The organism is Variovorax sp. PBS-H4 (genome assembly GCF_901827205.1).
Lineage (GTDB): Bacteria > Pseudomonadota > Gammaproteobacteria > Burkholderiales > Burkholderiaceae_C > Variovorax.
Genome location: NZ_LR594675.1, coordinates 2,743,668 through 2,769,974, shown reverse-complemented (window position 1 = coordinate 2,769,974; position 26,307 = coordinate 2,743,668). Strand labels below are relative to the sequence as shown.

The 26,307-nt window shown below is 69.0% G+C and carries 23 protein-coding genes; 17 read left to right on the top strand and 6 right to left on the bottom strand.

Annotation, left to right across the window (positions count from 1 at the left end):
- Positions 1–46: 46 nt before the first annotated feature.
- Positions 47–1,249: a CaiB/BaiF CoA transferase family protein gene (locus tag E5CHR_RS13055; RefSeq protein ID WP_162580216.1), complete on the top strand. Its 1,203-nt coding sequence runs from the start codon at positions 47–49 to the stop codon at positions 1,247–1,249.
- 146 nt (positions 1,250–1,395) lie between these two features.
- The gene (locus tag E5CHR_RS13050) at positions 1,396–2,355 is read left to right on the top strand and encodes a Bug family tripartite tricarboxylate transporter substrate binding protein (protein ID WP_162580214.1); all 960 of its coding nucleotides are present in this window, start codon (positions 1,396–1,398) and stop codon (positions 2,353–2,355) included.
- A 22-nt stretch (positions 2,356–2,377) separates the two neighbouring features.
- On the opposite strand, the gene E5CHR_RS13045 is transcribed toward E5CHR_RS13050, so the two are convergent.
- Positions 2,378–2,806, bottom strand: coding sequence for a DUF4189 domain-containing protein (locus tag E5CHR_RS13045; RefSeq protein WP_162580212.1), 429 nt, complete (start codon positions 2,804–2,806; stop codon positions 2,378–2,380).
- A 133-nt stretch (positions 2,807–2,939) separates the two neighbouring features.
- Here E5CHR_RS13045 and E5CHR_RS13040 point away from each other — a divergent pair, with 133 nt between their 5' ends.
- The 11 genes from E5CHR_RS13040 to E5CHR_RS12990 all read left to right on the top strand — a co-directional run bounded on the left by E5CHR_RS13040 (position 2,940) and on the right by E5CHR_RS12990 (position 16,081).
- Positions 2,940–3,629, top strand: coding sequence for a GntR family transcriptional regulator (locus tag E5CHR_RS13040; RefSeq protein WP_162580210.1), 690 nt, complete (start codon positions 2,940–2,942; stop codon positions 3,627–3,629).
- Positions 3,626–4,501: a phytanoyl-CoA dioxygenase family protein gene (locus tag E5CHR_RS13035; protein ID WP_162580208.1), complete on the top strand. Its 876-nt coding sequence runs from the start codon at positions 3,626–3,628 to the stop codon at positions 4,499–4,501. Before E5CHR_RS13040 ends, E5CHR_RS13035 begins: the two co-directional genes overlap by 4 nt.
- Before the next feature lie 3 nt (positions 4,502–4,504).
- Entirely contained in the window at positions 4,505–5,863 is a 1,359-nt protein-coding gene (locus E5CHR_RS13030) for an NAD(P)H-dependent oxidoreductase (RefSeq protein ID WP_162580206.1), read from the top strand.
- 67 nt (positions 5,864–5,930) lie between these two features.
- Complete coding sequence (locus E5CHR_RS13025) at positions 5,931–7,226, top strand: amidase (RefSeq protein ID WP_162580204.1); 1,296 nt, start codon at positions 5,931–5,933, stop codon at positions 7,224–7,226.
- 219 nt (positions 7,227–7,445) lie between these two features.
- Positions 7,446–7,805 carry a YciI family protein gene (locus tag E5CHR_RS13020; protein WP_162580202.1) on the top strand — a complete coding sequence of 120 codons (360 nt, stop codon included), beginning with the start codon at positions 7,446–7,448 and terminating at the stop codon, positions 7,803–7,805.
- Positions 7,802–9,052: an RNA polymerase sigma factor gene (locus E5CHR_RS13015; protein WP_232062049.1), complete on the top strand. Its 1,251-nt coding sequence runs from the start codon at positions 7,802–7,804 to the stop codon at positions 9,050–9,052. The genes E5CHR_RS13020 and E5CHR_RS13015 overlap by 4 nt, the downstream gene beginning before the upstream one ends.
- 235 nt (positions 9,053–9,287) lie before the next feature.
- Positions 9,288–11,840 (top strand): FtsX-like permease family protein, encoded by a 2,553-nt coding sequence (locus E5CHR_RS13010; protein WP_162580198.1) that lies wholly within the window; start codon positions 9,288–9,290, stop codon positions 11,838–11,840.
- 116 nt (positions 11,841–11,956) lie between these two features.
- Positions 11,957–13,027, top strand: coding sequence for a PLP-dependent cysteine synthase family protein (locus tag E5CHR_RS13005; RefSeq protein ID WP_162580196.1), 1,071 nt, complete (start codon positions 11,957–11,959; stop codon positions 13,025–13,027).
- Between the two features lie 6 nt (positions 13,028–13,033).
- The gene (locus tag E5CHR_RS13000; protein WP_232062048.1) at positions 13,034–14,092 is read left to right on the top strand and encodes a lipocalin-like domain-containing protein; all 1,059 of its coding nucleotides are present in this window, start codon (positions 13,034–13,036) and stop codon (positions 14,090–14,092) included.
- 107 nt (positions 14,093–14,199) lie between these two features.
- Positions 14,200–14,835, top strand: coding sequence for an FABP family protein (locus E5CHR_RS12995; protein ID WP_162583703.1), 636 nt, complete (start codon positions 14,200–14,202; stop codon positions 14,833–14,835).
- 142 nt (positions 14,836–14,977) lie between these two features.
- The gene (locus E5CHR_RS12990) at positions 14,978–16,081 is read left to right on the top strand and encodes a glycosyltransferase family 2 protein (protein ID WP_162580195.1); all 1,104 of its coding nucleotides are present in this window, start codon (positions 14,978–14,980) and stop codon (positions 16,079–16,081) included.
- Between the two features lie 24 nt (positions 16,082–16,105).
- Here the strand turns inward: E5CHR_RS12990 and E5CHR_RS12985 are convergent, their stop codons facing one another.
- A complete protein-coding gene (locus E5CHR_RS12985; protein ID WP_162580194.1) occupies positions 16,106–16,807 on the bottom strand; it encodes a GntR family transcriptional regulator in 702 nt (233 codons plus the stop codon).
- Positions 16,808–17,067: 260 nt separating this feature from the next.
- Between E5CHR_RS12985 and E5CHR_RS12980 the strand changes: the two genes are divergently transcribed.
- The 4 genes from E5CHR_RS12980 to E5CHR_RS12965 are packed head-to-tail and all read left to right on the top strand — an operon-like array spanning position 17,068 to position 22,061.
- Positions 17,068–18,393: an MFS transporter gene (locus tag E5CHR_RS12980; protein WP_162580193.1), complete on the top strand. Its 1,326-nt coding sequence runs from the start codon at positions 17,068–17,070 to the stop codon at positions 18,391–18,393.
- Between the two features lie 32 nt (positions 18,394–18,425).
- On the top strand, positions 18,426–19,916 hold the full coding sequence (hydA, locus tag E5CHR_RS12975) for a dihydropyrimidinase (RefSeq protein WP_162580192.1): 1,491 nt from the start codon (positions 18,426–18,428) through the stop codon (positions 19,914–19,916).
- Positions 19,909–21,297, top strand: a complete 1,389-nt coding sequence (locus tag E5CHR_RS12970; RefSeq protein WP_162580190.1) for an amidase — start codon at positions 19,909–19,911, stop codon at positions 21,295–21,297. The genes hydA and E5CHR_RS12970 overlap by 8 nt, the downstream gene beginning before the upstream one ends.
- A gap of 23 nt (positions 21,298–21,320) precedes the next feature.
- Positions 21,321–22,061 (top strand): aspartate/glutamate racemase family protein, encoded by a 741-nt coding sequence (locus tag E5CHR_RS12965; RefSeq protein ID WP_162580188.1) that lies wholly within the window; start codon positions 21,321–21,323, stop codon positions 22,059–22,061.
- Between the two features lie 10 nt (positions 22,062–22,071).
- Here E5CHR_RS12965 and E5CHR_RS12960 read toward each other — a convergent pair whose 3' ends face one another.
- From E5CHR_RS12960 to E5CHR_RS12945, 4 genes are all read right to left on the bottom strand, one after another.
- Positions 22,072–23,010: an SMP-30/gluconolactonase/LRE family protein gene (locus E5CHR_RS12960; protein ID WP_162583702.1), complete on the bottom strand. Its 939-nt coding sequence runs from the start codon at positions 23,008–23,010 to the stop codon at positions 22,072–22,074.
- A 163-nt stretch (positions 23,011–23,173) separates the two neighbouring features.
- The gene (locus E5CHR_RS12955) at positions 23,174–24,154 is read right to left on the bottom strand and encodes a branched-chain amino acid ABC transporter permease (RefSeq protein WP_162580186.1); all 981 of its coding nucleotides are present in this window, start codon (positions 24,152–24,154) and stop codon (positions 23,174–23,176) included.
- Between the two features lie 13 nt (positions 24,155–24,167).
- Positions 24,168–25,043: a branched-chain amino acid ABC transporter permease gene (locus E5CHR_RS12950; protein WP_162580184.1), complete on the bottom strand. Its 876-nt coding sequence runs from the start codon at positions 25,041–25,043 to the stop codon at positions 24,168–24,170.
- A 75-nt stretch (positions 25,044–25,118) separates the two neighbouring features.
- Complete coding sequence (locus tag E5CHR_RS12945; RefSeq protein WP_162580182.1) at positions 25,119–26,306, bottom strand: ABC transporter substrate-binding protein; 1,188 nt, start codon at positions 26,304–26,306, stop codon at positions 25,119–25,121.
- Position 26,307 lies beyond the last annotated feature (1 nt).

Here is a 26,307-nt window from a genome sequence, read left to right as displayed (position 1 = left end):
AGTTGCTGCTTTCCGCGCCGCGCCAGGCGATCCTAGAGTCTTGCGGATGAACGACAGATCCGTGCCTCTTCCCCCCCTGCAGGGCATCCGCGTCATCGAACTCGGCAACTACATCGCGGGCCCCGGAACCGCCATGACGCTCGGCGATCTCGGCGCAGAGGTGGTGAAGATCGAGTCGATGGAAGGCGACATGGCGCGCCACACGGGCCATTTCGGCGAGGCCATGCTGCGGGCCTACAACCGCAGCAAGAAGTCGATCGCGCTCGACCTGCGCCAGCCGCGCGGCAAGGAAGTCGCGCTGCGCCTGGTCGCAGCGGCCGACGTGCTGGTGCAGAACCTGCGGCCCGGCGCCGCCGAAGCCCTCGGCCTCGGCGCAGAGGCCCTGCGGGCCCGGCACCCTGGGCTGATCCACGTGTCGATCGCGGGCTTCCCCACCGATGCCCCTTCGCGCGACCGCCCCGGCTACGACATCGCGGCGCAGGCGGAAAGCGGAATGATGTCCGTAACGGGCGAACCCGACGGGCTGCCGCAGAAGGTGGGCGCCACCATCATCGATACCGCAACCGTGCAGGTGGCCGCGCAGGCCACCCTCGCGGCCCTGTTCCGGCGCGAGCGCACCGGCGCCGGCGAAACCATCCGCGTCTCGCTGCTGGAGGTGGCACTCCACCTGCAGTTGCCGAACTGGAGCGACTACATGGTGCGCGGCGTCGAACCCACCCGCAGCGGCGATGGCCAGCCGATGAACGCGCCCGCGGCGGACATCTTCCACACCCGCGACGGCATGGTGGTGGTCTCGGCCTACGTTCAATCGCACTGGGTGCGGCTGTGCGAAAGCATCGGCTGCCCCGAGCTGGCCACCGACGCGCGCTTCCTCACCAATGAGCTGAGGGTGTCCAACCGCCCGGCGATGAAGGAGGCCGTGGGCAGCCGTCTCTCGCGCTGCAGCACGCAGGAATGCGTGGACCTGCTCACGCGCAACAACATCGTGGTGGGGGTGGTGCGCAGCTACAGCGAAGCGCTTGCTGGCGATGACTTTCGCTCGAGCCGCATGGTGATCGAGGCGGCGCCGAACGGCGACCGGCCGGGCTATCCCAGCTTCGGCTTGCCGTACGAGCTGGCCGACACGCCGCGCCGCCCCACGCAGGCTGCCCCCGCCCACGGGGCGCAGACGCAGGAGCTGCTGCGCGAGGCAGGGTTCGAGCCGGCGGAAATTGCGGCGCTGCAGGCCGAAGGCGTCGTCCCCGGGTGATGCCTGCGAGCAGCAGCCGCCGCGTGCACGCCGTACAAAGGTGCTTTTCATTCCCTGCACGTCCACGCCGCACCTGCGGCCATAGACTGGCTTTTCAGATTCGATTGCCTTCCCTGCCATTCCAATAAAGCCAACAGGAGACCAAAGTGAGTTATCGGAAGTTCTTTTCCGGCGTGCTGTTCGGACTGGCTGCGGCGTTGGGCCCGGCCCACGCGCAGCAGCCCATCAGGATCGTCGTCCCCTTCGCGGCCGGCGGCGGCACCGACCAATACGTGCGCATCCTTGCCGCCGAGCTCAACAAGCGGGGAACCCAGGTCATCGTCGACAACCGGCCCGGCGCCAGCGGCATCGTCGCCGCGGACTACGTGGCGCGGGCCCGGCCGGACGGCAACACGGTCCTGGTGTCGTCGCTGGGCACACTCGCCAACAACACGATCCTCTACGACAAGCTGCCCTACGACCCGAAGAAGGACTTCGCGCCGGTCTCGCAGATTGCCTACCAGCCGGCGATCATCGTGGGCCGGTCCGACCTGCCCTACAAGAACATCCGGGAGATGGTTGCCTATGCCAAGGCCAACCCCGGCAAGATCAACCGGGGCTCGCCCGGTGCGGCCATCCTGACCAACCTCGCACCCCTCAGCTTCGAGAAGAGCGCCGGCTTCAGCACGACCCACATTCCCTTCAACGGCGATGCTCCCGCCATCCAGGCGCTGCTGGGCAACGAGATCGACATCCACGGAACCTCCATCACCGGCTCACTGCCGCATGTGCGCAGCGGCAAGCTCCGGGTCCTGGGCGTGATGGACAGCAAGAGGATGCCCCAGGTGCCGGACGCGCCGACCTTCAAGGAGCAGGGCTACGACATCGAGGCCGTCCTCTGGTATTCGCTGTCGGTCCCCTCCGCCACGCCGAAGGAAGCGATCCAGCGCCTGAACCGCGCCGTCAACCAGGTGATCGCCGACCCGGAATTCGTCGAACGCGCCAGGGCCATCGGCATGGAGCCGCGAGGCGGCACCCCGGAGGAACTGGCGACGTTCGTCGACACCGAATTCAATCGCTGGGTGCCGCTGCTCCAGAGCCTGAACCTGCCGAAGCAGGCGCATTGAGCGAGCGGCTGGGCCGCCCTGCTCAGCCCGGCGAGCACACGCTGACGACCACCTTGCAGGGCTCGGTCGGCAGGTGGGTTTCGCACTGCCCGGCCGCCGCCTTGGCCGCTTCGCTCGCCGTGGCGGCGACGGCCGTGCCCCACTCGCCATAGTTGCCCCTGGCGAGCGCACCGCACGAGCGATCGAAGTAGGTACGGACCACGCAAGCCCCCCCACGGCCCTTACCGCCCGCGGCACGCTCGCACCGGGAACGCGCTGCGAGCTCGGCCGCGTCGCGGGACGGAAAGTTGAAGGCGTAGCCGTACCAGTTGTCGACGGAAGCGATGGCTCCCCAGCTCGCACCCCGCGATGGCTCGGCATGGGCAGGACGGACGGCGAGGCCGCTCGGGTCGCAGCACCCCAGCAGCGCGAGCGCGCCGAGCATGCGGACAGCGTAGGAGTGCAAGGTCATGGAGGCGTTTATTTTGAATCAATGCCCGGCGCGGTCGGCCGATGCGCTGCGGACCGAACGCTAGCGTAAATCCCTAGCATCAGGTTGCGGCAAACATCGTACTCTGTATACAGAGTTCAGAGATCCAGCCGCCATGCCCGCCCAGTTGCTCCAGATCGCCGCCGCACCCGACCTCGTCGACCAGGTCTATCGCGCGCTGCACGACGCCATCAGCAGCGGCTCGCTGGCGCCCGGCGAGCGCATCACGCAGGAAGACCTGGCCCGGCGCCTGGCTGTCTCGCGCCAGCCGGTGCTGCAGGCGCTGCGCCTGCTGAAGAAGGACGGCTTCGTGCTCGACGCCCCCGGCCGCGGCCTGCTGGTGGCGCCGCTGGATGTCGACTGGATGCACAAGGTCTACCAGGTGCGCGGTGCGCTCGACGTGTTGGCGGCGCGCCTCGCCGCGGCGCAGCGCCACCGCATCGACCCGAAGCTGATCGAACGCGGCCGCCGTGCCGCGCGCGGCCGCAGCGTGGAAGCCATGATCGAAGCCGACGCCGCCTTCCATCACGCCATCTATGCCGCCTCCGGCAACCTGTTGATCGCGCAGAGTGCCGACCAGCACTGGCGCCACCTGCGCCGCGCCATGGGCGCGGTGCTGCAGTCCGTGCCGCAGCGCGAGTCGCTGTGGGACGAGCACGAGGCCATTGCGAAAGCCATCGCGGCCGGCAATGTCGACCGGGCCGCACGCCTGAGCGATGCGCATGTCACGCAGGCGGCCCAGACGCTGGGCACGCGGCTGGCCGCACGTCTTTCCGCCCACGCCAACCAAGGAAGCACCGCATGAAACTCACCCCCGAGCAGCGCGCGCAGTTCGAGCGCGACGGCTACCTGTTCTTCCCCGGTCATTTCTCGGCCGATGAAACGAAAGTGCTGACCGATGCAGTCCCTGCGCTGTATGCGCGGCGCGAAGCCTTCAACGTGCGCGAGAAAGGCTCCGATGCGGTGCGCACCAACTTTGCGGCGCACCTGATCAGCGAACCCTTCGCCCGGCTGGCCCGCCATCCGCGCATGGTGGGTCCGGTGATGGACCTCTTCGAGGAAGAGGTCTACATGCACCAGTTCAAGATCAACGGCAAGATGGCCTTCGAGGGCGACGTCTGGCAGTGGCACCAGGACTACGGCACCTGGCTCAACGACGACCTGATGCCCACCGAGCGTGCGATGAACGTGGCCATTTTCCTCGACGACGTGAGCGAGTTCAACGGCCCCCTGATGTTCATCCCCGGCAGCCATCGCAAGGGCGTGATCGAGGCGCAGCACGACCTCACGACCACGAGCTATCCGCTGTGGACCATCGACCACGCGCTGATTCGCCAGCTGGTGGATCGGGCCGGCGGCAAGCACGGCGGCATCGTTGCGCCCAAGGGCCCGGCCGGCTCGATGATCCTGTTCCACAGCTGCCTGGTGCATGCCTCGGGCAGCAACCTCTCGCCTTTCAACCGCGTGGCGGTGTACCTGAGCCTTTGCGCGGTCAGCAACCACATCCGGCGCTTCAAGCGGCCCGAGTACATCGCGCACCGCGACTTCACTCCCATCGCGCTGCTGCCCGATGACTGCCTGCTGAAGCCCTGCCCCGTCGAGACGCCGTGGAAAGAGGGCCTGCCCGAGAGCGCGCTTCGCACCTCGCTCGAAAACATCGACACCGTGGCGGCCTGAGCGATGAGCCTGCATCAACGACTCCAGCAGCGCGCCGCCGAGAACAAGCCGGTGCGCATCGGCCTGATCGGCGCCGGCAAATTCGGCGCGATGTACCTGGCGCAGATCCCGCGCACCCCCGGCGTGCAGCTGGTGGCCATCGCCGATCTCTCGCCCGACGCGGCGCGCACGAACCTCGAACGCGTGGGCTGGACGCCCGAGCGTGCCGCGGCCCGCTCGGCGCAGGAAGCGCTGCGCGACGGCACCACCTGGATCACCGAGGACTGGCAGGCGGTGACCCGCGAGCCATCGATCGACATCGTGGTCGAATGCACCGGCAACCCGGTCGCTGCGGTCGAGCATTGCCTCGACGCCTTCGCGCACGGCAAGCACGTGGTCAACGTGACGGTGGAGGCCGACGCCTTCTGCGGCCCGCTGCTTGCGCGCCGCGCGCACGAGGCGGGCGTGGTGTATTCGCTGGCCTTCGGCGACCAGCCGGCGCTGATCTGCGACCTGGTCGACTGGGCGCGCACCTGCGGCTTTCCGGTGGTCGCGGCGGGGCGCGGCCACAAGTGGCTGCCGCATTTCAGCGCGTCGACGCCCGAGACGGTGTGGGGCCACTACGGGCTCACGCCCGAGCAGGCGAAGCGCGGCGGACTCAACCCGAAGATGTTCAACAGCTTCCTCGACGGCTCGAAGCCTTCGATCGAGAGCGCGGCGGTGGCCAACGCGACCGGCCTGGGCGTGCCCTCCGACGGGTTGCTCTACCCGCCGGCCAGCGTGGAGGACATCCCCTTCGTGACACGGCCGAGGAGCGAGGGCGGCGTGCTCGAACGCAAGGGCATGGTGGAGGTGGTCTCATCGCTGGAGGCGGACGGCCGGCGCATTCCCTACGACATCCGGATGGGCGTATGGGTCACGGTCGAGGCCGAGACCGAGTACATCAAGAACTGCTTTGAGGAATACAACGCCCATACCGATCCGAGCGGCCGCTATTTCACGCTCTACAAGCGCTGGCACCTGATCGGGCTTGAGGTCGGCGTCTCGGTCGCGAGCGTGGCGCTGCGCGGCGAGCCCACGGGTGTGGCAACCTGCTGGAACGCGGACGTGGTGGCCACGGCCAAGCGGGACCTCGCGGCGGGCGAGACGCTCGATGGGGAAGGCGGCTACACCGTGTGGGGCAAGCTGCTGCCGGCGGAGCGCTCGCTGCAACTCGGCGGACTGCCTCTCGGGCTCGCGCACAACGTGAAGCTGGTGCGAGCGGTGAAGAAGGGGCAGAGTCTGTGCTGGGCGGACGTAGCGATGGATACATCGACCCACGCCTGGCAATTGCGCCGCGAGATGGAGACGATGTTCGCGCCGGAGCGTGCGAAGGCCGCCTGATTGCCCTGCTCGGGGTCGGAGGCGAAGTGCGGGGGCGCGTTTTGCGGGCGACATGTCCAATATTTCAATGAACAGCAGCACCTACACCCGGATGACGGCCGTCGCGCTGCGGCAGGCGCTGGCGCGCGGCGAACTGAGCGCCGAGGCCATCACCCGTGCCGCCCTGGAGCGCATTGCCGGGCGCGAGCCGCGGATCCATGCCTGGCAGCACCTCGATGCCGAGGGCGCATTGGCCGCCGCGCGCGCGCTCGACGCCCGCGGCGTCCCTGGCCTGCTCGGCGGCGTGCCGCTGGGCGTGAAGGACATCATCGCCACCGCGCAACTGCCCACCCGCTACGGCTCGCCGATCTACGAGGGCTTCCAGCCTGCCGCAGATGCGCACTGTGTCGCCATGGCGCGTGCGGCCGGTGCCGTCGTGATGGGCAAGACCGTGACCACCGAGTTCGCCTACTTCCAGCCCGGCCCCACGGCCAATCCGCGGAACCCTGCGCACACGCCGGGCGGCTCCTCCAGCGGCTCCGCCGCAGCCGTGGCCGACGGCATGGTCCCCGTCGCCTTCGGCACGCAGACCGCGGGCTCGCTGATCCGGCCCGCTTCGTATTGCGGCGTGTTCGCGCTCAAGCCGGGCTTCGGCCTCGCCAGCCTGGACGGGATCAAGCCTTTCTCGCCCTCGCTGGACACGCTCGGCTGGCTGGCGCGCAGCGCGGAAGACCTGGAGCTGATGCGCTGCGCGATGGGCGGCACGGCCTTCACGCCGCTGCAGCCGCCCACGCCGAGCGCGCTGCGAATCGGCGTGTGCCGCACCCACGAATGGCCGGCGGCGGACGCCGGCGGCGTGGCTGCCTTCGAGCAGGCCGTGAAGCTCGCCGGCGCGGCTGGTGCCAGCTTGCGCGACGTCGCTTTGCCCGCCGCCGCCGCGGGACTGCTGAGCGCGCAGAAGACCGTGATGGCCTACGAGGCCGCGCGACAACTCGATGTCGAATGGCGGCTGCATCCGCAACAGCTCAGCGCTGCCCTGCACGGCCTGCTGCAGAACGGGCGCGACTGCAGCGAAGCCGATTACCGGAAAGCCCTGGCGCAAGCCGAGGAAGGCCGCCGTACTGTCGGCGCGCTGATGCAGGACCTCGACGCCCTGCTGGTGCCCGCCGCCCCGGGCGAGGCGCCGGTCGGCCTGGCCGCTACCGGCGATCCGGTGTTCAACCGCGTCTGGACCCTGCTCGGCCCGCCCTGTGTCAACGTGCCCGGACTGCACGGTCCGCAGGGCCTGCCGATCGGCGTGCAGTTGGTCGGCCATCCGCAGCGCGAGCGCGAACTGCTGGCAGTCGCCGCGACCCTTCATGCCATCCTGGCAGACGCACCATGATTGACCCGGGCCAGGCCCGCAGCGCAGGACAGCCGCCGCATTGCTTGCGATAAGCATCGCTCTCGCCGGGCACACGCCGTTGCGCGCTTCGCTGCGGTTCATGGGCGCAATTGCCGATCACTTTCCGGGTCCGCCGGCAAATCGCTGTCGAAATACCGCCTTGCCAGACGTCATGGGGATGAGCGATCCTGCTCGACATACGTTCCCCGGAGGTCTCCCATGCAATACATGCTGATGTTCTACCAACCCCAGTCCGAGTTCGACCAGCGCGACGAAGCCAAGGCCCAGGCCTATCGCGCGAGCTGGATGGACTACGTGGGCGCGGTGCGCCAGTCGGGCATCGCGCAGAACGGCCATGGCCTGCACCCGCCGATGACCGGCACCACGCTGCGCGTGCGCGGCGACAAGCGCCAGGTGCAGGACGGCCCGTTCGCCGACACCAAGGAGCAGCTCGGCGGCTACTTCGTGATCGACGTGCCGGACCTCGACGCCGCGCTGGAATGGGCCGCGCGTGCGCCCTGCGCCGCAACCGGCGGCGTGGAAGTGCGCCCCGTCTTCACCGCGCCCACCGGGATGTGACGGCCCCGGCCCTCCCCGAGGCACAGCAAGCGCATGCGGCAGCCGAACAGGCGGCGCGCCAATCCTATGGCCGGCTGGTCGCGATTCTCTCGGCGCGCACGCGCGACATCGCCGCCTCGGAAGATGCCTTGGCCGAGGCCTTCGCGCGCGCGCTCGAGCGCTGGCCCGCCGAGGGCATCCCGCGCCAGCCGGAGGCCTGGTTGCTGAGCGTGGCGCGCCATCGCGTGCTGGACGCCTGGCGCCACAGCCGCGTGCAGGAAGAGGCCGGGCAGACGCTGCTGACCGTGGCCGACGAGTTTGCCGCCGATGCGAGCGGCGGCGAGGCGGTGCCGGACGAGCGGCTTCGCCTCTTCTTCGTCTGCGCGCATCCGGCCATCGACCCCGCGGCACGCGCGCCCTTGATGCTGCAAACCGTGCTCGGCCTCGACGCGTCGCGCATGGCCGGCGCCTTCCTGGTCGCGCCGGCCACGCTGGGCCAGCGGCTGGTGCGGGCCAAGGCCCGCATCCGCGCGGCGCGCATCCCCTTCGAGTTCCCGCGCGCCAAGGATCTGCCGCAGCGCCTGCAGGACGTGCTCGACGGCATCTACGCCGCCTACGGCACGGGCTGGGACGACATCGACGGTGCCGACAACGTGCAGCGCGGCCTCACCCGCGAGGCCATCGACCTGTGCCGCATCCTCTGCGGCCTGATGCCGCAGGAGCCCGAACCGCTCGGCCTGCTGGCGCTGATGCTGTTCTGCGAGAGCCGCACCGCAGCCCGCCGCAGCGACACCGGCGCCTATGTGCCGCTCGATGTGCAGGACAGCCGGCAATGGGACCTCGGCATGCACGCGCAGGCCGAGGAGGCCCTGAAGCGCGCGGCCGGCATGCGCGCGGCCGGCGCCTACCAGATCGAGGCGGCGATCCAGTCCGCACACTGCGCGAGGCACCTCGGCGCGCCGGTTCCGCCCGAGGCGGTGCTCGCGCTTTACGACGGGTTGGTTGCGCTGCGTCCCAGCATCGGCGCGCAAGTGAGCCGGGCCTGCGCGCTGGCGCGGGCCGAGGGCCCCGCCGCCGGTTTGCAGGCCCTCGACGCGTTGGCGGCGGACGAAGTCGCGAACTACCAGCCCTACTGGGCGGCGCGGGGGCATCTTCTGGGCGCAAGCGGCGAAAGGGAAGCGGCGCGCCAGGCGTATGCACGCGCGGCGGGGCTCAGCACCAGCGAGGCGGTGCGTGCCTATCTTGTGGCGGAGGCCGCGCGGCTTTGATCGTGCACGGCGCTCAGCGTCACGCGCGCCCCGGCTGCGTCAACCTTGGTAGCCACTCGACCCTGTGCAAATGGCGCCACGCTTGACGGAGAATCTTGACCCTGCCCCGGTACCAGCGGCGGCTTCCATCGACAAAGACGATGAAGTCGCTGCATCGAGTAGCCCTGCAGGGATATAGCCGACGCTTGTCCGCGCCGTGGTCCAGCCTCCAAGCTGCGAGCAGAATCGATTCCCGATGCGAACCCTTCTCCGCACCTTCTCCTGGCAGGAACTCCGCCACCACCCCTGGCGCAGCGCCGCGGCCGTGCTGGCGGTCATGCTTGGCGTCGCGCTCGCCTTTTCGGTCCACCTGATCAACGCCTCGGCGCTCGACGAATTCTCCAGCGCGGTGCGCTCGGTCAATGGCCAGCCTGACCTGGAGCTACGCGCAGCGCAGGGCGGCTTCGACGAGTCCCTGTTCGGCCGTGTCGCGCAGATGCCGCAGGTCCAGCTCGCGAGCCCGGTGCTGGAGACGCAGGCCGTGGCGCTCGCAGGCGATGCCCGCCGACTGCCGCTGCGCGTGATCGGCGTGGATGCGCTGGTGCTTCCCACCATCGCGCCCGCGCTGATGCCGCGACCGACCGAAGGCGCCGACCGCTTCGCCCTGCTCGCGCCCGACACGGTGTTCCTCAACGCGGCCGCGCGCAACGCCATGGGCGAAAGCGCGACGCAATTGCCGCTGCGCATCGACACGCAGACGCGCGAGCTGCGCATCGCCGGACAGGTCGCCGCCGGTGGCGCCGCGCTGGCGGTGATGGACATCGGCGCAGCACAGGACCTGTTCGGCCGCGCCGGGCAGCTGACCCGCATCGACCTGCGGCTCGCGCCCGGCACCGATCGCGCAGCCTTCATGCGCGCGCTGCGCGAGTCGCCTGGCTGTCCCTCGAACATCCAGATCGCCGAGCCGGGCGATGCGGCCGAGCGCGTGAGCAATCTCTCGCGGGCCTACCGCGTCAACCTGACGGTGCTCGCGCTGGTGGCGCTGTTCACGGGCGCCTTCCTGGTGTTCTCGGTGCTGGCCCTGAGCGTGGCCAAGCGTGCGCAGCAGTTCGCGCTGCTCGGCGTGCTCGGGCTCACACCGCGCGAGCGGCTGCGGCTGGTGCTGGCCGAGTCGCTGGCGCTGGGCCTGGTCGGCAGCATCGCGGGGATTGCACTCGGCACCGCGCTTGCCGCCTTCGGCCTGCGGGTGCTGGGCGGCGACCTCGGCGGCGGCTACTTCGAGGGGGTCGCGCCGACGCTGCGCTGGCGCTGGGGGCCGGCGCTGCTCTACGGCGCCTTGGGCCTGCTCGCCGCAGCGGTCGGCGGCTGGTGGCCGGCGCGGGCGGCGCAGGCGTTGCCCGAAGCGCAGACGCTCAAGGGCCTGGGCGCGGCGCATGCGCAAGGCGGCGCACACAAGATCGCGCTGCTGCTGGTCACCGCCGGGATCGCGTTGGCCATGGCGCCTGCAGTCTTCGGCATCCCCATCGCGGCGTACCTTTCCGTGGGCTTCCTGCTGGTGGGCGGCATCGCCGCCCTTCCCTGGCTGATCGCCCTGCTCTACGACCGGCTGGCGCCGGTCTTCGCCCGGCACGTGCTGCCGATGCTGGCCATCGAGCGCGCGCGGCGCATGCGCGCCACGGCCGCGGTGGCCGTCAGTGGCGTGGTCGCGAGCCTCAGCCTGGCGGTCGCGCTGACGGTGATGGTGGCGAGCTTCCGCGAATCGGTGACGCAATGGCTGGACGTGGTGCTGCCGGCCGATCTGTATGTGCGCAGCGCCAGCGGCGGTGGTGGCGGCTCGGTCGGCGGCGAGCAGGCGGCCTTCACGCCGGCCTCGGTGCATGCGCTGTCGGCGCTGCCGGGCGTGGCGCGCAGCGGCACACTGCGCACGCGCGCGCTGCTGCTCGATCCGACGCGGCCCTCGGTCACGCTGATATCTCGCAGCCTCGATGACGGCGCGTCGCGCTCGCTGCCGCTGCTGGGCGCCCCGCAGCCGGTGCCCGCGGGCTCGATCGGCGTGTACGTGAGCGAGGCCATGGTCGAGCTCTACGGCGCGAGGCCCGGCACGCGCTTCGAGCCGCTGGAGCGCGCCTTCGGCGGACAGGCGCGCTTCTTCGTGGCCGGCGTGTGGCGCGACTACGTGCGGCAGTTCGGTGCGATCACGATGGATGCGCGCGACTTCGAGCGCCTCACCGGCGACCGCAGCGTGAGCGATGTCGCGCTCTGGCTGGCGCCGGGTGCGAACGAGGCGCAGGTCCAGCAAGCCGTGCGGGCATGGGCGGCGCGCGAGTTCGGTGCGGCCGAGCCGATCGAGATCGCCTCCGTTGGGCAGCTGCGCGCGACCTCGCTGCGCATCTTCGATCGCAGCTTCGCCGTCACCTACTGGCTGCAGGCGGTGGCGATCGGGATCGGGCTGTTCGGCATTGCAGCCAGCTTCAGCGCGCAGGTGCTGGCGCGGCGCAAGGAGTTCGGGCTGCTCGCGCACCTGGGCTTCACGCGCGCACAGGTGCTGGCCGTGGTGGCGGGCGAAGGCGCGGCTTGGACCGCGATCGGCGCAGCCGCGGGCCTGGGACTCGGGCTCGCGGTCGCGGTGGTGCTGGTGCATGTGGTCAACCCGCAGAGCTTCCACTGGACCATGGACCTGCTGCTGCCGTGGGGACGCCTGGCAGCGCTGTGCGTCGCGGTGATGGCAGCGGGCACCATGACCGCCTGGCTCGCCGGCCGCGCAGCGGCTTCGCGCGACGCGGTGCTGGCGGTCAAGGAAGACTGGTAGTCCAGTTCATTGCGTGGACGAGCTTCTGTTAGCCGACGGCGCGGCAGGGTGGTGTCCTCGAAAGCCAGTGTGCTGCGTCCGCGCGCAAGCGCATGGACAGTGGTGACAATGCGCCCATGAACGCATCTCCCTCCCCCAGCGCCGGCTGGCTTGCCGGCGCGATCCGTCGCATCGAGGCGGACTACCATCGCAGCGCCGACACGCACCTGATCCCGTTGCCGCTGCCGGGCTTCGCGGCGCTGGGCATCGACCTTTACCTGAAGGACGAATCGACGCACCCGACCGGCAGCCTCAAGCATCGGCTGGCGCGCTCGCTTTTTCTCTACGCGCTGTGCAACGGCTGGGTCGGCGCGAGCACCACCATCGTCGAGGCCTCGAGCGGCTCGACAGCGGTGAGCGAGGCCTACTTCGCTCGTCTGCTGGGCCTGCCCTTCATCGCCGTGATGCCAAGGAGCACCTCGCCGGAAAAGATCGCGCAGATCGATTTCTACGGCGGGCGCTGCCACTTCGTCGACCACGCTGCGCAGGTGTATGACGAAGCCCGCGCGCTCGCACAACGCGCCGGCGGTCACTACATGGACCAGTTCACGTATGCCGAGCGCGCCACCGATTGGCGCGGCAACAACAACATTGCGGAAAGCATGTTCCAGCAGATGGCGCACGAGCGGCATCCGGTGCCGGCCTGGATCGTGGTGGGCGCGGGCACCGGCGGCACCAGCGCGACCATCGGACGCTATGTGCGCTACCGCTGCCACGACACCCGGATCTGCGTGGCCGACCCCGAAGGCTCGGTCTTCACGGCGTACCACCGCAGTGGCGACGCGACGCTGACCGCGACCGGCTCGCGCATCGAGGGCATCGGCCGGCCGCGGGTCGAGCCCAGCTTCATCCCCTCGCTGGTCAACCGCATGATCGAAGTGCCGAACGTCGAGTCGGTGGCCGCGATGCGCGTGCTCTCCCGTCTGTTGGGCCGCAAGGTGGGGCCTTCGACCGGCACCAACTTCATCGGCATGCTGGCGTTGGCCGGCGAGATGCGCACGGCCGGTCGGCGGGGCTCCATCCTCTCGCTGCTGTGCGACGCGGGCGAACGCTACCTGCCCAGCTACCACGACCTCGGCTGGGTGGCGCGGAACTTCGGCGACTGCGGCGCGGCCGAGGAGCGCGTGCAGGCCGCGCTCGCGGGCTGAGAACCCATGGCCCCGCACGGACTGTCCCGGCGCGCCCTGCTCGCCATGACGGCACTGGCGATGCCGCCTGCATGGGCGCTGCCCGCACGCACGATGCAGTTCCCCCGCGACTTCGGCAGCCATCCGGAGCTGCAGACCGAATGGTGGTACATCACCGGGCACGCCCGCTCCGGCACGCGCGAATTCGGCTTCCAGCTCACCTTCTTCCGCTCGCGCGTGGATGGCACGCAGCAGATGCGTTCGGCCTTCGCGGCACGCCAGATGATCTTTGCGCATGCGGCCATCACGGACCTCCAGGCGCGCAGGCTCTGGCACGACCAGCGCATCGCGCGCGCAGGCTTCGGCATCGCGTCCGCCGCCGAGGCAGAGACCGACATCCGGCTGCGCGACTGGACCCTGAAGCGCGACGCGGGTGGCTACACGGGCCGCCTGCCGGCCGAGGGCTTTGCGATCGACCTGCACTTCACCCCGACCGGGCCGGTGCTGCTGCAAGGCAAGGACGGCCTCTCGCGCAAGGGGCCGGAGGCCGAACAGGCCAGCTACTACTACAGCGAACCGCAGCTCTCGACGCAGGGCCGCCTCGGCATCCAGGGCCGAAGCTTCGATGTGGAGGGCCGCGCCTGGCTGGACCACGAGTGGAGCAATGCCTACCTGCATCCCGATGCGGCGGGCTGGGACTGGGTCGGCATGAACCTGGACGACGGCGGCGCGTTGATGGCCTTCCGCATCCGCCGGCGCGACGGCTCGGCCCTGTGGTTCGGCGGCTCGCTGCGCAGTGCCGACGGCCGGGTGCGCGTGTTCGGCGCCGACGAGGTCCGATTCGAAGGTGCACGGGCCTGGACCAGTCCGCGCACCCGGGCCGTCTATCCGCTGCGCTGGCGCATCGACACGCCTGCGGGCACCTTTACCGTGCAGTCGCTGCTCGACGACCAGGAACTCGACAGCCGCGGCTCGACCGGGGCCGTCTACTGGGAAGGCGTCAGCGATCTGCTGGACGTGGACGGCCGGCGCATCGGGCGCGGGTACCTGGAGATGACAGGGTACGCGCAACCGTTGCGGATGTAGCGCGTCGGCCGTCTCGCCCGGCGACAGGGCAGAATCCGTGTCGTCCCCGGCGCCCCGCTGCCTGGCCGCCGATGGCCCCCCGCAACCTCATCGACTTCTCCGACGCCATGTCCAAGTTTCCCGACGACATCTACACCGAGCCTTCCGACCTGGATGGACGAACCCTCGACCACCTCGGCCCCCTGCGCCGGATGGCGGGCCTCTGGCGCGGCGAGAAGGGCGTGGACGTCAAGCCCAAGGCGCAGGGGCCGAAGACGCAGGTCTACGTGGAGCATTACGAACTGCAGCCGATCGATCCGCAGACCAACGGGCCGCAGGTACTCTATGGCCTGCGCTATCACACCTTCATCCACAAGCCGGGCCTGACCAAGACGTACCACGACCAGGTCGGCTACTGGCTGTGGGAGCCCGCGACCGGTACGGTCATGCACACGCTCGCGATCCCGCGCGGCCAGGTCGCGATGGCCAGCGGCCAGGCCAGTCCGGACGCGGATCGATTCGAGCTCGTGGCCACGCACGGAAGCCTGGTGAACGGCATCGTCTCCAACCCGTTCATCGAGCATGCCTTCACCACGCTGGAATGGCGCATCGAGGTCGTCTTCAACGCCGACGGGAGCTGGTCTTACGACCAGGACACGGTGCTGCAGATCCAGGGGCAGGCCGAGCCCTTCCACCATACCGATCGCAACAGGCTCACGAAGGTCGGCGAGCCCCGCCCGAATCCGTTGGCCCTGCAGGCCTGAACGGTCGATCGCCCACGCGGCGGGCCTCCAAGGATCGCGGACGCTGCAAAGGAGCGCGCGCGGAGCTGTAAAAACTGCAACCAACGCGCAATCCGCGAGCACAATCCACGACGCCGCCCCTGTGGCCTCTGAGGTCGCTGTCGTGAAATTCGAAAAAATTCCTTTCGAGGCACCGTTCGCAATCGAACCCATGGCCTTGGCCGAGCTGCCGGCGGTGCCGAAGGTCAGCATCGCGATCATCTGCTTCAACTACGGGCGCTTTTTGTCGGAATGCCTCGACAGCTGCCTCGACCAGACCGTTGCAGCGGACCAGATCGTGGTGGTGAACGACGGCTCCACCGATGACAGCGCGCAACTCCTCGACAGCTACGCCGCGCGCTTCCCGCAGGTCCAGCCCATTCACCAGCCCAACGGCGGCATCTGCGTGGCCACCAACGCTGCCCTTGCCGCCTGCAGCGGCGACGTGGTGCTGCTGCTCGACGCCGACGACGCCATCGCGCCGCAACGCATCGAGAAGGTGCTGGACGCACTGCGCCGGCGCGTGGACGGGCAGCTTCCGGGGTGGACGCACAACGCCATGCAGCGCTTCTCGGAGGGCCAGCCGCACCTGGGCCTGGCGCCCTACTACCCCGGCGGCCGTGCGCCGGAGGGTTGGCTGGCCGTCGAGACCTTGAAGGCGGCGTCCTGCCTCGTGCTCTCGCTGACCTCGGGCCTGGCCTTCAGGCGCGAAGTCCTGGAAGCGATCGGCCCGCTGGACGCCGACCGGACGATGTACCAGGACCTGCAGCTGTGCACGGCCGCAGCGCTGCTCAGCCCCTGCGCCTGGATTGCAGAGCCACTGACACGCTACCGCGTGCACGGCGCCTCCGCGACGCAGGGCTCGATGGTGTCGGCGGCGCAGGTCAAGGCGATGCGGCAGCGCGCCGCGCGCTTCGACTTGTGGCTGCGTGCGCAGCTCGACCGCCAGCAGCCCGGCGCCTCCACACTGTGGCGGCCGCTGGAGGACCAGGGCGGCTATCTGTGGCTCAGCTTCCTCGAGCGCTGGCTGTCCGGGGACGGCAAGGACCTCGGCCTGCTGCGGCGCGCGCTGCGTCACCCGGACACCCGCCACGGCCCGCGGCAGTACCGCATCTACTACTACGGCAGCCTGCTGCTGCCCCGCGCGCTCTTCCTGTCGTACTCGCAGCTGATCTTCGGAGCCAGCCCGCTCAAGACCGTGCTGCGCAGGCTGCTGCGCCGGGCCTGAGCCCGACGCCAGCCGTGGCGCCAGTCAGGCGAACACGGCGCGGAAGTCGATCTCCTCGTCCCCGGGCATCTCGAGGCGCAGCGTGTTCTCGATGTGCGTGAGGTGCTCGATCATCAGCATGCAGGCGCGCTCGGCATCGCCCTGCTCCAGCGCGTCGACGATGGCATCGTGCTCGTGGTGCGGGCAGGCCGGCGTGCCGGGCGCGTCGTAAAGCGCGATCACCAGGCAGGTCAGCGAGCACAGCTCCCGGATGCACTTGTGCAGGTAAGGGTTCTGGCCCAGCTCGGCGATCAGCAGGTGGAATTGGCCCGAAAGCCGGATGGTCGCGCGCCGGTCGTTGCGCTCGCGCGCCTCGCCTTCGAGCGCGATGTTCTTGCGCAGGCGCGCGAGCTGCTCCCGCCGCACCTGGCCGGACAGGTCGCGCAGCAGCGCTGGCTCCAGCACGCGCCGCGCGTTGAACACCTGGCGCGCCTGCTCGACCGTGGGGCTGGCGACGAAGGTGCCGCGGTTGGGCTCGACCGTGAGGATGCTGTCGTGCGACAGCCTGCCGAGCGCCAGCCGGATCTTGGTGCGGCTGACGCCGAAGACCTCGGACAGCTTCTCCTCGACCAGCTTGGTGCCGGGCGGCAGCCGGTGCTCCCAGATGGCCTGGAGGATGCGCTCGCTGATCTCGTCAACGGACGGCGCCCCGGGGGCATCGACGTCCGTGCTCGTTGTTTTGGCCATTGTCTCGTTTCCTTTTGAACATCAGATCACGGTTGATTGTATGGCGGTTACGTGGCCAATCGCGCCTTTACCCGCTGGTCTTCATACTGAATCCCCGGGCGAACCGCTGACGTATACGGGTTATCCATTAGTTAGACCCGAGGAACATAAATGTTTTTTGCGATGTACAAATTTCTTCTTGATTGCACATCGGTTATCGCCTATCTTTTGCACCGCGCGACGATTCAGCCCCTCATATCCATCACCTACGGAGACAGCGAATGCATGCAACCATGCCCATCGGCGGGACAGCCGAACGCGAAGCCAGCCCCTCGTCCACCAAGCGCGTGGCTGCCGCCAGCCTGGCGGGAACGACGCTCGAGTTCTACGACCACTTCATCTACGGCTCTGCGGCGGCCCTGGTCTTCCCGAAACTGTTCTTTCCTCAAAGCGAGCCGTTGGTGGCGACGCTGCTGTCCTTCGCCAGCTATGGCGTGGCCTTCGTCGCACGTCCGCTGGGCGCGGCGGTGTTCGGGCACTTCGGCGACAAGCTGGGCCGCAAGTCGATCCTCTTCATCACGCTGCTGATGATGGGCCTGGCCACCTTCTTGATCGGCTGCCTGCCGACCTTCGGCCAGGTCGGCATGCTGGCGCCCATCCTGCTGGTGCTGCTGCGCATCATCCAGGGGCTGGCGCTGGGCGGCGAATGGGGCGGTGCGGCGATCATGGTCAACGAGCTCGACCCCGAGGGCAAGCGGCGCGGGCTGCTCGGTGCCGTGGTGCAGATCGCGGCGCCCATCGGGCTGCTGCTCGCCAACGGCGCCTTCGCGCTGGTCACCTGGCAAGTGTCCGACGAGGCCTTCCTGTCATGGGGCTGGCGCATCCCCTTCATGCTGAGCGCCATCCTGGTGGGGGTGGGCCTGTACATCCGCATGAGCGTGGCCGAGTCCAAGGTGTTCGAGAAGGAGGCCAAGGGTCATGAAGCGCACGCGCCCATCAAGGAGGTCCTGCGCCACTACAAGCCGCAGCTCGCCATCGCCTTCTTCGCGCGCCTGGGCGGCGACATCGCCTTCTACGTGTTCACCCTGTTCCTGCTGTACTTCGTGCCGACGCAGCTGGGCCTGCCGAAGTCGATCGCGCTCAACGCGGTGCTGCTGGGCGCGGTGGCGCAGATGATCTTCATCCCGGTGGCCGGCTGGCTGTCCGACCGCATCGGCCGCCGGCCGGTGCTCATGATCGGCGGCATCGGCGGCGCGCTCTGGGCCTTCGCCTTCATGCAGATGGTGCAGACGCGCGACCCGGCCATGATCATGGCGGCTTCCTTCGTCGGCATGGTCCTGGTGTCCTTCATGTTCTCGCCGCTCGCCTCCTTCCTGCCGGAACTGTTCGCGACCCGCGTGCGGGTGACGGGCGCCTCGCTGGGCTTCCAGTTCGCGGGCGTCTTCGGCGGCGCGCTGGCGCCGATCATCGCCACTGCGCTGATCGCGCGCTTCAACTCCACGACGCCGGTGGCCGTCTATCTCGCGATCGTCTGTGCGCTGATCGCCGTGGCCGCCTTTGCGGCCCGCGAGACCGCGCGCATCGACCTCAAGGATGCCGGGCACTGAGCACCGGCGGCAGGCCAACCAAGGAAACGCAAGTGCAAGGCTTCGACACTGTCATCCGCAACGGCCTGGTCGCGACGGCTGCGGAAACCATGCAGGCCGACATCGGCATCCGCGACGGCCGCGTGGTCGCACTCGGGCAGGAGCTCGCGCGCGGCCGCGTCGAGATCGATGCCCGGGGCAAGCTGGTGCTGCCCGGCGGCGTCGATGCCCACTGCCACCTCGACCAGCCGATGGACGAGGGCCTGCGGATGGCCGACGACTTCGCCAGCGGCACGCGCTCGGCGGCCTGCGGCGGCACCACCACCGTGATCCCTTTCGCCGCGCAGATCAAGGGCCGGTCGCTGCGCGACGCAGTGGAGGACTATCACCAGCGCGCGGGGCGCAAGGCGGTGGTGGACTACGCCTTCCACATGATCGTGACCGACCCCACGGAGCAGGTGCTGCGCGAGGAGCTGCCGGCCCTGATCGCCGAGGGCTACACGTCGTTCAAGATCTACATGACCTACGACGACATGATGCTGGACGACCGCCAGATCCTGCGCCTGCTCGCGGTCGCACGCCGCCACGGCGCGCTGGCGATGATCCACGCCGAGAACGCAGACTGCATCGCCTGGCTCACCGAGACGCTGGAGGAAGCCGGGCACACCGCGCCGCTGTACCACGGCACCTCGCGGCCCATGGCCATCGAGCGCGAGGCGACGCACCGCGCCATCACGCTGTCGGAACTGGTCGATGTGCCGATCCTGATCGTGCACGTGTCCGGCCGCGAGGCCATCGAGCAGATCCGCTGGGCGCGCGGCCGGGGCATGCGCCTGTATGCCGAGACCTGCCCGCAGTACCTGTTCCTCAGCGCGGAAGACCTGGGCGGCGGCTACGAGGGCGCCAAGTGCGTCTGCAGCCCGCCGCCGCGCGACCGGGCCAACCAGCGCGTGGTGTGGGAGGGCTTGTCCGACGGGCTCTTCACCATCGTCTCCTCCGACCATGCGCCGTTTCGCTTCGACGATCCACAGGGCAAGAAGCCCGGCGGCAAGGAGGTGGCCTTCCGCCACATTCCCAACGGCATTCCGGGGCTGGAGACGCGCCTGCCGCTGCTCTTCTCCGAAGGCGTGCGCACCGGGCGCATCACGCTCAACCAGTTCGTCAGCCTCACCGCCACCAACCCGGCGCGGCTCTATGGCCTGCACCCGCGCAAGGGCACGATCGCAATTGGCTCGGATGCCGACATCGCGATCTGGGACCCGAACAAGGAGGTCACCATCGAGAACCGCATGCTCCACCACGACGTCGACTACACACCCTACGAGGGCATGCAGGTCACCGGCTGGCCTGTGACCACGCTGGTGCGCGGCGAACGCGTCTGGGACGAGGGCCAGCCCTGCGCCCCTTCGGGCCATGGCGAGTTCCTGCCATGCGGCAAGCCGGAGATGGCACGCCCCAAACCCGGCGATGCGGCGGCCGGCGGCTATGTGGGCAATTTGCCCGATGCATTGGCCCGGCTCGCGAAGGGGCCGCCGCATGCTTGAGCTCGACGCCACGCAGATCGCGCAACGCGTGCAGGGCGGAACGCTGGACCCGGGCGAGGTGGTGGCGGCCTTCCTGCAGAACATCGCCTCGCGCAACGGCGTGCTCAATGCGGTGGTGGGTGGTGTCCCTGCCTCGCTCGAGACCGAGATAGAGGCCCTTCGCGCGCGCATCGCCCGCAAGGAGCCGATGCCGCTGGCCGGCGTGCCCGTGGTGGTCAAGGACGTGATCTGGGTCCGGGACCAGCGCGTGACGCAAGGCTCGCTGCTGTTCCAGGACTTCGTCGCGCCACGTGATGCGCTGGCCGTGGAGCGCCTGCGGGCCGCGGGCGCGCTGGTCATCGGCATGGGCAACAGTTCGGAGTTCGCCTGCAAGGGACTGACCACGAACAAGGTCTACGGCCTCACGCGCCATCCGATGGACCCCGCCCTGACGCCGGGCGGTTCCTCGGGCGGATGCGCCGTCGCGGTGGCGGCGCGGCTGGCGCCGCTCGCCCTGGGTACCGACGGCGGCGGTTCGAGCCGACGACCGCCCGCGCACGTCGGCGTGGTGGGCTTCAAGCCTTCCTTCGGCGCGATTCCCGATCCCTTTGCTTTCCCGCACGCCTTCATCGGTCTGCAGGTGATCGCACCCATCACCCGGACCGTTGCCGACGCCGCGCTGATGTTCGAGGCGATGGCGGGCCCCGACCCGCGCGACCCGGCGTCGAGCCTGCTGCCCGACCCGGCCGCGCCGCGCGCCGCGAACCGGCTGCGCATCGCCTTCAGTCCGCGCCTGGGCCTCGACGCGCCGGTGGACGAGGACGTGGAGGCATGCATCGCCAGCGCGATCGACGCGCTGCGTACGGCCGGCTTCGACATCGCCGATGCCGATCCGGCCTGGCCCGAGGGTGCCGACGAGGCGGCCTTGATGCCGCTGCAGCACACCGGGCTCGCCCACCTGTTCGGCGATGACTGGCGGCGCGACGCTTCCGTCTTCGATCCCGATGTGGCGCGCCAGATCGAACGCGGGCTGCAGTGGTCCGGCGCCGACGTGGCGCGCGCCCGCGCCGCGGGCGCCGCGATCGCCTCGACGCTGGCCGGCTTCCTGGGGCACCATGACCTGCTGATCTGTCCGACCGCACCCTGCGTCGCCTGGCGCAACGACCGGCTCGGGCCCACGCACATCGGCGGCCAGGCCGTGGAGCCGCGTGCGCACGCGGTGTTCACGCCTTTCGTGAACCATGCGATGGCGGCGGCCATTTCCATTCCCTGCGGCAGCGGCCGCGACGGCTTGCCGGTCGGGCTTCAGCTGATCGCGGCGCGCGGACGGGACCGGCAACTGCTCGAAGCAGCCCGGGCCATCGAAGCGGTGCTGGCGCAGGCCGGCCATACGGCCGCATAGTCACGCCTGATCAAAGGAATCCCATGCGCATCCTCGTCGTCAACCCGAACACCAGCCAGGGCATCACCGATCGGCTGATGCGTGCCGCCCTTCCCGCTGCAGCCGCCGGCACGGAACTGGTCGCGCTCACGGCGCCGCGCGGCTTTCCCTATATCGCCACACGCGCCGAGGCGCAGATCGGCGGCGCGGTGGCGCTGGAGATGCTGGCCGAACACCAGGAAGGCTTCGACGCCGCCGTCATCGCGGCTTTCGGCGACCCGGGATTGTTCGGCGCGCGCGAGCTCTTCGACATGCCGGTGATCGGCATGGCCGAGGCCGCGATGCTGACCGCGTGCATGCTCGGCAAGCGTTTTGCCATCGTGACCTTCGCGCAGGCACTCGGCCCCTGGTATGCGGAGTGCGTGGAATCGCATGGGCTCATGGGCCGCCTGGCCGGCATCCGCATGCTCGAAGGCCGCTTCGCCTCCATCGCCGATGTGCAGGACGAAAAGGAACAGCTGCTGGTGGACCTGGCGAACCGCGCGGTCGACGAGGACGAGGCCGACGTGGTGATCCTTGCCGGCGCGCCGCTGGCGGGCTTGGCCGACAAGGTCAAGGACCGCATCCCCGTGCCGGTGGTCGACCAGATGGCCGCGGCCGTGAAGCAGGCCGAGGCGCTCGCGACGCTGCGCGTGCGCAAGGCCAGCGCCGGCACCTTCAGAAGGCCCGCGCCGAAGCCGGCCATCGGCCTGCCGGAGGCGCTCACGCGCCGCTTCGCGCCCTGAGCCCGGGCCTTCAGCCGCCGCGCGCGCCCTGCGTGTTGACGTAGATCGCGTAAAGCGACTGGCTCGCCGCCATGAAGAGCCTGTTGCGCGCCGCGCCGCCGAAGCAGACATTGGCGCAGCGTTCCGGCAGCGCGATGCGGCCGATGGGCGTGGCGTCGGGTGCGAACACCCTCACCCCATCGCGGCCCTCGCCGGTGCCCCAGCCCGCCCACAGGTTGCCGTCGACATCGCAGCGGAAGCCATCAGGCGAGCCTTGCGGATCGGCCTCGACGAACACGCGCCCGTTTGCGAGGCCCTGCCCGTCCTCGCTGAGGTCGAAGACGCGGATGCGGCGCGGCGTGCTGCCCGACTCGACCACGTAGAGCAGGCTCTCGTCGGGCGAGAAGCAAAGGCCGTTGGGGCGCTCGATGTCATTGCAGACCACGGTGGCCTTGCCCGTCTGCCCGTCGACGCGGTAGACGTTGGTCGGCAGTTCCGGCTCGGCCGCGTGGCCTTCGTAGTGGCCGAGGATGCCGAAGGGTGGATCGGTGAACCAGATCGAGTCGTCCGACTTGACGACGATGTCGTTGGGTGAATTGAGGCGCTTGCCCTCGAAGCGGTCGAGGATCACGGTGATCGAACCGTCGTATTCGGTGCGCGTCACGCGGCGGGTGCCGTGCTCGCAGCTGAGCAGGCGGCCCTGCCGGTCGCGCGTGTGGCCGTTGGCGAAATTCGATGGCTTGCGGAAGTGGCTGACGGCGCCGGTTTCCTCATCCCAGCGCAGCACGCGGTTGTTGGGGATGTCGCTCCAGAGCACGTAGCGGCCGTCGCCGAACCATACCGGCCCTTCGGCCCAGCGAAAGCCGGTGGCCAGGCGCTCGACCGCGGCGCTCAACAGGCGGTATTTGGCGAAGCGGGGATCGAGGATCTCGACGGCGGGGTCAGGATAGCGTTCGGCGGGTTGCCACATGATCGGACTCGGGTCGACGGCGCTGTCGGTTGGAACCAACATGGTTCCATTGTGGATGGAGATGGGCGCGTGAACTGCGTGCCGCTCTGCCCAAAGGCAAGTTTCGAGCGCGTGACATCGATGCGCTGAAACGTGAAGGACGCCAATGAGCACTTGCCCCCGGCTAACGTTTGCGCGATACCAAGGCGATGATTTCGCCCATGATCCCGCGCCGGAAGGCCAGCACGCAGATCACGAAGATCAGGCCCGTGACCATGGTGACCGACTCGCCCAGCGTGTTGAACCATTCGACGGACGTGAGGCTGGCGAGCAGGTGGCCGAACTCGCCGATCTTGTTTTCCAGCAGCACCACCACCGCCGAGCCGACCAGCGGGCCGGACAGCGTGCCCAGGCCGCCCACCAGCGTCATCAGGATCACCTGGCCGGAGGCGGTCCAGTGCACGTCGGACAGCGTGGCAAAGCCCAGTACCAAGGTCTTGAGCGAGCCGGCCAGGCCCGACAGCGCAGCCGAGATCACGAAGGCCAGCAGCTTGAAGCGGGCCACGTCGTAGCCCAGCGAGAGCGCGCGCGGCTCGTTCTCCTTGATGCCCTTGAGCACCTGGCCGAAGGGCGAATGGATGGTGCGCACGATAAGCAGGAAAGCAGCGACGACGATCGCCAGCGCCACGTAGTACATGACCAGGTCGTCCTGCAGGTTGAGCAGGCCGAAGAGCTTGCCGCGGGGCACGCCTTGCAGGCCGTCCTCGCCGCCAGTGAACTTGGCCTGCAGGCAGATGAAGAAGACCATCTGCGCCAGCGCCAGCGTGATCATCGCGAAGTAGATGCCCTGTCGGCGGATCGCCAGGAGGCCGAAGATCCAGCCGAGCAGCGCGCCGGTGAGCGTGCCGGCGATCAGGCCCAGCTCCGGCGACAGGCCCCAGACCTTCATCGCATGCCCGGCCACATAGGCCGAGCCGCCGAGGAAGGCCGCGTGCCCGAACGACAGCAGCCCCGTGTAGCCGAGCAGCAGGTTGAAGGCCGAGGCGAACAGCGCGAAGCACATGAGCTTCATCACGAACACCGGGTACGCGCCCAGGAAGGGCGCGGCCAGCAGCGCGAGCAGCAGCAGGCCGTAGAGGACAAGGGAAATGTTGTTGTTCTTCATCGCGCGGGCCGCTTCACTTCTCTTTGCCGAACAGGCCGGCCGGCCGGATCAGCAGCACGATGACCATGATCACGAACACCACCGTGGATGAAGCCTCGGGATAGAAGACCTTGGTGAGCCCCTCGATCACGCCCAGTCCCAGGCCGGTGAGGATGGCGCCCATGATCGAGCCCATGCCGCCGATCACCACCACCGCGAAGACCACGATGATGAGGTTCTGCCCCATCAGCGGCGAGACCTGGATCACCGGCGCGGCCAGCACGCCCGCAAAGGCAGCGAGCGCGACACCGAAGCCATAGGTCAGCGTGACCATCAGCGGCACATTGACGCCGAAGGCCTCCACGAGCCGCGGGTTCTCGGTGCCGGCGCGCAGGTAGGCACCCAGGCGCGTCTTCTCGATCACGAACCAGGTCGCAAAGCAGACCACCAGCGAAGCCACCACCACCCAGGCGCGGTAGTTGGGCAGGATCATGAAGCCGAGGTCGGTGGCGCTTGCCAGCGCATCAGGCGTGTCGTAGGGCAGGCCCGAGACGCCGTAGACGGAGCGGAACACGCCCTCGATCAGCAGCGTGAGACCCAGCGTGAGCAAGAGGCCGTAGAGGTGGTCGAGCTTGTAGATCCACCGCAGCAGCAGCCGCTCGATGAGGATGCCGAAGAGGCCGACGACGATCGGGGCCGCGACCAGCATCACCCAGTAGTTGATGCCGAAGTAGTTCATCGCGATCCAAGCCAGCACCGCGCCCAGCATGAACAGCGCGCCATGCGCGAAGTTGATGACGTTGAGCAGCCCGAAGATCACCGCGAGCCCGAGGCTCAGGATCGCGTAGAACGATCCGTTGACCAGCCCGAGGAGGAGCTGGCTCAGCAGTGCTGGAAAGGAGATGGTCATTGGATCTTGTTGTTCAGCAGGGCCGCCGAAGCTCGGCAGCCGGAGCTGCCGGGCCGACGGCCTGGGGCGCGTGCACTACTTCCAGAGGGCGCACTTGCTCTCGGCCTTGGTGGTGAAGACCTGGTCGCCGGGCAGCTTGCTCACCACCTTGTAGTAATCCCACGGCTGCTTCGACTCGGCCGGGCTCTTGACCTGCACCAGGTACATGTCATGCACGAAGCGTCCATCCTCGCGGATGCGGCCCTTGGCGTAGAAATCGTCGACGGGCGTCTTCTTGATTTGCTCCATCACCTTGTCGGCATCGGTCGTGCCGGCCGCCTGCACCGCCTTCAGGTAAGTCATGGTGGCTGAGTAGTCGGCGGCCTGGATGTCGGTCGGCATGCGCTTGGTCTTGTCGAAGAATTTCTTGCCGAAGGCGCGGGTCTTGTCGTCGATGTTCCAGTCCCAGCTGGTCGTGAGCAGCAGGCCTTCGGTGTTCTTCAGGCCGAGGCTGTGGATGTCGGTGATGAAGACCAGCAGGCCCGCCATCTTCATCGTCTTGGTGATGCCGAATTCCTTGGCCGCCTTGATCGCGTTGATGGTGTCGCCGCCCGCGTTGGCGAGCCCCAGGATCTTGGCCTTGGAGTTCTGCGCCTGCAGCAGGAAGGACGAGAAATCGGAGGCGTTGAGCGGATGCTTGACGCCGCCGACCACTGTGCCGCCCTTCTCCTTGACCACCTTGGCGGTGTCGGCCTCGAGCGCCGCGCCGAAGGCGTAGTCGGCGGTCAGGAAGAACCAGCTCTTGCCGCCCTGCGCAACGACCGCGCCGCCCGTGCCCTTGGCGAGTGCCACGGTGTCATACGCATAGTGCACGGTGTAGGGGCTGCACTGCTCATTGGTCAGTGCCGAGGTGCCGGCACCGTTGACCACGAAGACGCGCTTCTTCTCCTGCGCCACTTTCGCCATCGCAAGGCCGGTGCCGGAATTGGTACCGCCGAACAGCATCGTCAAGCCTGCGGTGTCGATCCATTCGCGCGCCTTGGAGGCAGCGATGTCGGCCTTGTTCTGGTGGTCGGCCGTGAGCAGTTCGATGGCCTGGCCGTTGACCTTGCCGCCGAAGTCGTCGATGGCCATCTGGATCGCGGTGGCGCCGTTGCGGCCTTCGACATCGGCGTACAGGCTGGACATGTCGGTGATGAAGCCGATCTTGACCTGGGCCTGGGCGGCGCCCGCGGCCAGGGCCAAGCCAAGGGCGACGGCCGACAGTGCAGGTTTGTTCGTCATG